At 61.2% G+C, this 7729-nt stretch carries 7 protein-coding genes; 2 read left to right on the forward strand and 5 right to left on the reverse strand.

From position 1 onward, the window contains the following. Positions 1-41: 41 nt before the first annotated feature. Genes eutC through eat form a run of 3 tightly spaced genes read right to left on the reverse strand, consistent with a single transcriptional unit; the run spans position 42 to position 3710 of the window. Positions 42-869: an ethanolamine ammonia-lyase subunit EutC gene (eutC, locus tag FLQ03_RS06605; RefSeq protein WP_144372579.1), complete on the reverse strand. Its 828-nt coding sequence runs from the start codon at positions 867-869 to the stop codon at positions 42-44. Further along, positions 866-2245, reverse strand: coding sequence for an ethanolamine ammonia-lyase subunit EutB (locus FLQ03_RS06610; RefSeq protein ID WP_144372580.1), 1380 nt, complete (start codon positions 2243-2245; stop codon positions 866-868). Before FLQ03_RS06610 ends, eutC begins: the two co-directional genes overlap by 4 nt. Before the next feature lie 43 nt (positions 2246-2288). Next, positions 2289-3710, reverse strand: coding sequence for an ethanolamine permease (gene eat / locus FLQ03_RS06615; protein WP_144372581.1), 1422 nt, complete (start codon positions 3708-3710; stop codon positions 2289-2291). Positions 3711-4067: 357 nt separating this feature from the next. Between eat and FLQ03_RS06620 the strand changes: the two genes are divergently transcribed. Both FLQ03_RS06620 and FLQ03_RS06625 read left to right on the forward strand, forming a co-directional pair. Continuing rightward, a complete protein-coding gene (locus tag FLQ03_RS06620) occupies positions 4068-5033 on the forward strand; it encodes a helix-turn-helix domain-containing protein (RefSeq protein WP_144372582.1) in 966 nt (321 codons plus the stop codon). 173 nt (positions 5034-5206) lie between these two features. Beyond that, positions 5207-5503, forward strand: coding sequence for a DUF3861 domain-containing protein (locus FLQ03_RS06625; RefSeq protein WP_144372583.1), 297 nt, complete (start codon positions 5207-5209; stop codon positions 5501-5503). A gap of 329 nt (positions 5504-5832) precedes the next feature. Here the strand turns inward: FLQ03_RS06625 and FLQ03_RS06630 are convergent, their stop codons facing one another. Together FLQ03_RS06630 and FLQ03_RS06640 are read right to left on the reverse strand one after the other, a co-directional pair. Continuing rightward, positions 5833-6144, reverse strand: coding sequence for an integrase core domain-containing protein (locus FLQ03_RS06630; RefSeq protein WP_206210880.1), 312 nt, complete (start codon positions 6142-6144; stop codon positions 5833-5835). A 463-nt stretch (positions 6145-6607) separates the two neighbouring features. Next, entirely contained in the window at positions 6608-7447 is an 840-nt protein-coding gene (locus FLQ03_RS06640; protein ID WP_144372584.1) for a hypothetical protein, read from the reverse strand. Positions 7448-7729 lie beyond the last annotated feature (282 nt).

A 7729-nucleotide genomic window follows, 5' to 3' on the forward strand; every position in this document is an offset into this window, starting at 1 on the left:
CGTGTACGAATACGGTGCCGTGTGTGGGTGGTGGGCAGATGTCAGGCTGGCAGCGCGCTGGCTTGGGTAGCGGACAGTAGCGCGGCCCAGCCGGGGTCGGCGGCGCTGCCGTCTTTCAGCGCCACGCCGCTGCCCTGTTGCAAGGCTGCGCGGATCAGCCACGCCAGCTTGAAGGCGGCCAGCGGGTAGGGCAGGCCGGCGGGGCGCACATTGGAGATGCAGTTGCGTTCCGAGTCCATGCGGCCAACCTTGGGCGCGCTGGTAAGGTACACGCCCAGGCTGTCCGGCGAGCTCAGGCCCGGGCGTTCGCCGATCAGCATCACCACCAGCCGGGCGCGCAGGCACTCGCCGGCTTCGTCGGCCAGCGCCACACGGGCCTGGCTGGCGATGACGACCGGGCCGACGCTGAGCCCGGCTTCGGCCAGATAAGGCAGCGTGGCCGCCAGCAGCGGCGCGGCGTGGCTGGCGGTGGCCAGCGACGACAGGCCGTCGCCCACCACGAACAGCACATCGCAGCCGTCCGATTGCTGTGCCAGCAGCTGCGCGCGGCTGTCGGCGTGCAGCCGGCGGCCGAGGTCGGGGCGCTGCAGGTACTGCGCCCGGTTGGCCGCCGCCGATTGCACCTGCAGCACGCCGTGGCCGCCCTGTTGCAGCGTGGCGGCCAGTGCATCGCCATCCAGCGGGGTATGCACTGCGTCGCGTGCCTGGGCGTGGGCCAGCGCAAAGCGGAGCGTTTCGCGGGTGGGCAGGCTGGCGCCGGCACGGCCCAGCGCGATGCGCGCCACCGTGTGCTGGCCAAGCGCCTGCCAGCTGTCTTCGGTAATGGTGTCGGGGTTGGCCGCCGGGCCGGGGAAAGGAATCACGCTCATGCTACGGTCTCCATCAGGCCCAGCAGTGGTGGTTGCTGCCCGTGCGCCTGCAGACGGCCACCGCGGGTGATGGCCATGGTTTCCAGCCAGTCTTCGAATTCCGGCGCCCGTTTCAGCCCCAGCAGCTCGCGCAGGTATAGCGCGTCGTGGAACGAGGTGCTCTGGTAGCCCAGCATGATGTCGTCGGCGCCGGGCACGCCGATGATGAAGTGGATGCCGGCGGTGCCCAGCAGCGTCAGCAGGGTATCCATATCGTCCTGATCGGCTTCGGCGTGGTTGGTGTAGCAGATGTCGCAGCCCATCGGTAGCCCCAGCAGCTTGCCGCAGAAGTGGTCTTCCAGCCCGGCGCGGATGATCTGCTTGCCGTCGTACAGGTACTCCGGCCCGATGAAGCCCACCACGGTGTTGACCAGTAGCGGGCTGAAGTGGCGTGCCACCGCGTAGGCGCGGGCCTCGCAGGTTTGCTGGTCTGCACCCCAGTGCGCGCCGGCCGACAGTGCGCTGCCCTGGCCGGTTTCGAAGTACATCACGTTATCGCCCACCGTACCGCGCTGCAGGCTGCGGGCGGCGTCGTGGGCTTCTTGCAGTACGGCCAGGTTGATGCCGAAGCCGCTGTTGGCGCGTTCGGTGCCGGCTACCGACTGGAACACCAAATCCACCGGCGCGCCGCGGTTTATCAGTTCCAGCGTGGTGGTGACGTGGGTCAGCACGCAGCTTTGCGTGGGGATGGCGTAACGCAGGCGCACCTCGTCCATCATCGCCAGCATGGTGTGGATGGCCTGGGGGCTGTCGGTGGCCGGATTGATGCCGATCACCGCGTCGCCGGCGCCGTACAACAGGCCGTCCAGCATGGCGGCGGCAATGCCGCGCGCGTCGTCGGTGGGATGGTTGGGCTGCAGCCTCACGCCCATGTGGCCGGGCAGGCCCTGGGTATTGCGGAAGGCGGTCACCACGCGGCATTTGCGCGCCACCAGGATCAGGTCCTGATTGCGCATCAGCTTGCTGACGGCGGCCACCATTTCCGGGGTGAGCCCGGGCGCCAGGGCGGCCAAGGTGGCAGGGTTGGCCGCATCCGACAGTAACCAGTCGCGAAAGCCGCCCACGGTGAGGTGGGCCACCGTGGCAAAGGCGGCGGCGTCGTGGCTGTCGATGATCAGCCGGGTGACCTCGTCTTCCTCGTACGGGATGATGGCGTGCTGCAGAAAGTCGCGCAGCGGTACGTCCGCCAGGCAGTAGCGCGCCGCCACGCGCTCTTCGGCGCTGGCAGCGGCCACGCCGGCCAGCAAGTCGCCGGAGCGTAGTGGCGAGGCGCGGGCGAGCAGGGTTTTGAGATCGGCAAACGGGTAACGGCGCGGGCCGATGGTGATCTGGTACATGCTGCTTCAGGGCCGGCGCCGCCGGCCCTGCCTCCACGGGGTATCAGGATGCTTCGGTAGCCAAGGTCGGTTTCACGTCGGCGCCGGCGGCCTCGCCGTGCAGCAGCGCGTCGTGCGCGGCGGCGGCACGCTGGCGGTGGGTGGCCAGGTAGTAGGCAAAGCCGGCGGCCAGGATGGCGAGGAACAGGCCGGTCAGCAGCTGGTTGTAGTACACCAGTGCGGCCAGGCATACCAGCGCGCAGCCCAGTGCCAGTGCCGGCAGCAGCGGGAACAGCGGCGCGGCGTAGGGGCGGGCGAGGCCCGGTTCGCTGCGGCGCAGCTTGAACAGCGACAGCATGGACACGATGTACATCACGATGGCGCCGAACACCGACAGCGTGACGATGTTGGCGGTGAGCGGCAGGCCGCCGATCTGGATGAAGCTGTCGCTGAAGATGGCCGCGATACCGATCACGCCGCCGGCCAGGATGGCGCGGTGCGGGGTCTTGAAGCGCGGGTGCACCACGGCCAGCGCCGGCGGCAGGTAGCCGGCACGTGCCAGCGCAAAGATCTGGCGCGAGTAGCCCATGATGATGCCGTGGAAGCTGGCGATCAGACCAAACAGGCCCAGCCATACCAGCATGTGCAGCCAGCCGCTGTCACCGCCCACGATTACCTTCATTGCCTGCGGCAGCGGGTCGTTGATATTCGACAGCGTGCGCCAGTCGCCCACGCCGCCGGCCATCACCATCACCCCCAGCGCCAGCGCTACCAGTGTCAGGATGCCGGCAATGTAAGCGCGCGGGATGGTGCGCACCGGGTCGCGTGCTTCTTCGGCGGCCATGGCGGCACCTTCGATAGCCAGGAAGAACCAGATGGCAAACGGGATGGCGGCAAAGATACCGCCGATGGCGGTGGCACTGAACACGTCGCTGCCGGCCCAGCCGTGAGCGGTGAAGTTGGCCCAGTCAAAGCCCGGTGCCACCACGCCCATGAATACCAGCAGCTCGAAGATGGCCAGCAAGGTCACGCACAGCTCGAAGGTGGCAGCAATGCTCACCCCTACGATGTTCAGTGTCATGAACACCAGGTAGGCGCCGCAGGCGATCCACTTGGCGTCCAGCGCCGGAAACTGCACATTCAGGTACGCCCCGATCGCCAGCGCAATGGCCGGTGGTGCAAACACGAACTCGCACAGCGTGGCAAAACCGGCCACAAAGCCACCCACCGGGCCAAAGGCACGCCGGGCGTACGCAAACGGGCCGCCGGCGTGCGGGATGGCGGTGGTGAGTTCGGTAAAGCTGAAAATGAACGCGGTATACATCAGTGCCACGAATAGCGTGGTCACCAGAAAGCCCAGCGTGCCCGCCTGCGCCCAGCCATAACTCCAGCCGAAGTATTCGCCCGAGATCACCAGCCCGACGGCGATGCCCCAGAGCTGCCAGCCGCCCAGCTTGCGTGCCAGGCCATGGTTGCTTGTACTCATTGTGATGGCTCCATGCTTGTTTTGCTCCCCGCCTGCAGCACCCGCTGTCAGGCCCTGGCAACCATGGTAGGAAGCGGCCGTCGGCGGCCGGTATCGCAAAACGGAAATTGCAAGCCGCACCGGCGCGGCGCAGGCCATGATTTGCCGCAGTGCAGCAAATGCCGTGCCGACACTTCGCACCGCGATGGTGCGCTGCGCGCCGGCAGGCACGGCAAGGCGCACCCCGCTTGCGCAACCGGCGGCCAACGCGTGCACAAGGCTGGCGAATTTGCCGGTTTTGGATAGCCAATGTCATGCCAGGCCGCTGGTGTGGCTTTTGCTTGCTTGGCGTGTGGTTTTTGACGAACGGAGGACGCCATGCACGTACTGACCGGCATGGCCAGCATGCAGCTGACCACCCGCATGGCCGAAGACGCGGCCGATCACGCCGCCTTCATCACCGGCTGGCAGCAGCACTACGCGCAGCTGTCCTGCGGCCGCTACCAGGGCCGGCTGGACGAGCTGTGCCTGCCGCGTTTGCAGCTGTTCCGCGAGTTTTCGTCTTGTGAAACCTGGCAGCACTGCCAGGCCTGGCCGGACGCCGTGTGGTTCGGCATCCCGCGCCCGGGCGCCGGTGGCCAGTTACGCTACTGTGGCCGTAGCGTACCGGCCTACACCGTGTTGCTATCTCCCGGTGGTAGCGACTTCACGCTGCGTACCCCGCCGGGCTTCCTGATTTACGGCATGGTGCTGCCGCTGGCCTTGCTGGACCTGCACGCCCAGCTGCTCACCGGCAGCCATGCGCCGGCAAGCTGGCGGCACAGCGGCATGCTGACGCTGCCCGCTACCGCCTACGCCCAGCTGTGTCAGACGCTGGATAGCATCCTGGATACCCCCGCCGCCAGTGCCGCGCCGTCGCGGCTGGCGCAGGCCAGCATTACCGCGCTGATACAGGCACTGCTGCAGGCGCAAGGCAGTGACGGGCTGTGCCGCAGCAGTATCCAGCAGCGCCATCTGGCCTGGGTGGAGGCGGCCTGTGCGCTGGCGGCCAGCCCGGCCGATGCGCTGCCAACGGTGGACGAGCTGTGCGCCCGCCTGCACGTTACCCGGCGCACGCTGCAAAACGGTTTTCAGGAAGTGGTGGCCACCAGCCCCTTGCAATGGCTGCGCGCGCTGCGCCTGCACCACGTGCGTCAGGCCTTGCGTACTACGCCCGCTGACGACACCCCCATCAACGACCTGGCCGCCGCGTGGGGCTTTGTCAGCCCCAGCCATTTCAGCTACGACTACCGCCGCCAGTTTGGCGAAACGCCCAGCCAGACACGGCAACTGAGCCGGCTGTAAACCTGGCCGCTGGCAGGGCATACCGCTGCTAGCCAGCGTTGTGGATAATACCGCTCTGGCCGCAATGCGCTGCGTCGCCACGGCCATACGGCCTGCGGCGCTGCCGCACGGCCTCTCTCGATCATGCGCCCGGCGTCTGCGACAAAGCACAGGCCGGTTTACCGGAGTTTGCGATGAAACAGCACCGTTACCGCATTACCGTGGATTACCTGGCGGATAAGGACGGCACGCCGCCGGCCACGCCGACCAGCCTGCAATTTGAAACCGGCAACCACGACGAGCTGCTTGGCATCGTCGAACGCATTCGCCAGCGTGGCGATTTCGATGCCGATACCGCGGCCAGCTTCGCACTGGGCCTGAAACTGTTCGGCGAAGTGATGCTCACCCACCGCGATCATCCGCTGTTTGAAGAAATGGGCCCGCAGTTTGGCGCGTTCATGAAAAAGCTGAAGTCGCGGCCAGCGGACTGATTACCCGGGTTGGCCGCACGCGCCCTGCGGCGGCCGCCATGCAAAAGCCCCGTACTCGCGTACGGGGCTTTGTTGTTGCGGGTGCCGGGTGAGGCTTACAGCAGCTTGCTGATGTCTTTCGCGTCCCAGTGCGGGAAGCAAGTTTTTTATGTTTTTACATAAAAATCAATTGCTTGCTGTTTTGTTTTCTCGTTATGGGGGTACGTTTGGGGGTTCGCTTGGCTGTGACTGAGTTTTTGAGTCACTGTGCCTCCCTAGATGTAGAGAAGCTCTATGCTGAAATGCAACATTAGTAGAGTTCTGTAATGACCCAGCCCTTTCTGCACAGGTCAGGCTGCTAATTGATACGCCATCGCCGGCGTCTTCATCCCCAAAGCCTGATGCGGGCGTAGGTGGTTGTAGAACCCAATCCAGTCTGCAATCACCCGGTTAGCGTGCGCCAGGCTTTCAAAGCGGTGCTGGCGCGCACACTGTTCTTTCAAGGTGCGGATCACCCGCTCCACCATCCCGTTCTGCTCCGGCGTGTACGGCGTGATGAACTCCTGCTGCAAACCGTAGCTTTTCACTCGCGTGGTGTAGCTGCGGCTGGTAAATACCAAGCCGTTGTCGCTGCGCAGCAGGAAGCGTTGCGGCAGACGCACCAAGCAGCCAACGCGGTTGATTAGCCATGCTCCAGCGCTGATTCGGCCGTTTTGGACTTGCCACTGCGTGACAGATGCCAGCCCAGCAATTCGCGGGTGCAGCAGTCAATCACCAACGCCAAATTCGGTCATACCTTTGTGAGTCAATCCCATTGCGACTTTGCATCGACGCTCTCCTGACGGCAAGCCAAGCTCGACTTGGTGGCGTTGCTTGTCTCCGAGTCTGTCGCCACCTTCATGGCGCGGGTGCGTGGCGATAGCATGAGCTGAGAACATTTCCATGCAGAGACACCATGGTCTTAGATCGTAGCATCGTCAACTCTCCGGAAATTTGCGCTCGAAGACGCCCCAAGTGGTGCTAAGTGTCTAGTCTCGGACGATTGTGCATCTGCTTACTGGACAGTATCGGCTGTGATATCTGCTTTTTATTACTCTCTTTGCAGCGTGTCTTATGTTTTTTATTTCAAATTAATCGATCTCTTGATTGAATGTACTCTTGAATTGCTCTGGCGATCATTTCATTCTTTTTTTCTTTGTTTTTTACTAAAAAATCGTTTAGCATTTTGTGTGTTTTTTCGTCGAGTACAATGTTTGTCTGTTTTCTACCCTTGTTTCTGTTTGTGGTTTTTATGTGTTTTCCATACCCTAGTTTTATTGTTTTAAATATGTCTCTACGCTTTTCGTGAGAGAACATTAGTGTTTTTACAATCGTATCTATGGTATTTTCAGCATTGAATCGTGGTGTTTGTTGTGGTATTTCAAGTGAGTGGCGCCTATTTTCAATAAAATTTAAGCTGAACTTTAATTTCTCTTCCTCGTCATTAATGTTTGATTTGATCCAGCTGTAAAAATTTTTTTTGAAATAAAGATGGCGTTTCCAAGTTTCCCTTATGGTGTGTGATAGAAGAAATCTGTCGGTTGCTGACTCTTGTAGTAGGTCAAAATATGCACGTAGTTCTTCATTCACATTGTTGAAAATTAGACGAGTGTTTCTACCTCCTATTGCTATATCGGCTATTTCATCCGTGTAGTGATTCAGGAATATTTTCAGCTCATCCCTTTCATATTCATCTGTGGGGGAGAAGCCTAGTGCTAGTTGCTGATGAGCATTTTGGATGATGCTCATCACCTGAACTGTCCGTGCATCTCTACTGCCATTCCTGTAATTATTCTCAATCTCTTTTAGCTGATCGCCGTTCAGATCAGGGAGGTACCTAGCAATGTGTGTAGTTCGATTGGTGTTGATTAGCTCATATAGGCATATTGCATTGTGAAGAGCTTTTTGATAGTTGCCTTTGATCATTGATTTCTCTATGCAAATTGGGAATGTGGTGCTGCTGCTTCAAGCGATAAACTAGTTAGTATTGTGAACTAGTATAGTGAACTAGTTCGCATACGCTAGAGAAAAATACGAACACTGTTCTGCAAAGCTGGGCTTCAAGGAGGGGGAGGCTGGGCATCAATAATGGAGTGATGCACGGCCTGGCCCGATGCCACATGAAGGCCTCCTATGTAAAAATTTACACAGCGTCACCCATGGTGTGTTCTAACCCACAGGTGACCACCATGAAGATCCTTCGCATCA

The organism is Vogesella urethralis, from assembly GCF_007644045.2.
Lineage (GTDB): Bacteria > Pseudomonadota > Gammaproteobacteria > Burkholderiales > Chromobacteriaceae > Vogesella > Vogesella urethralis.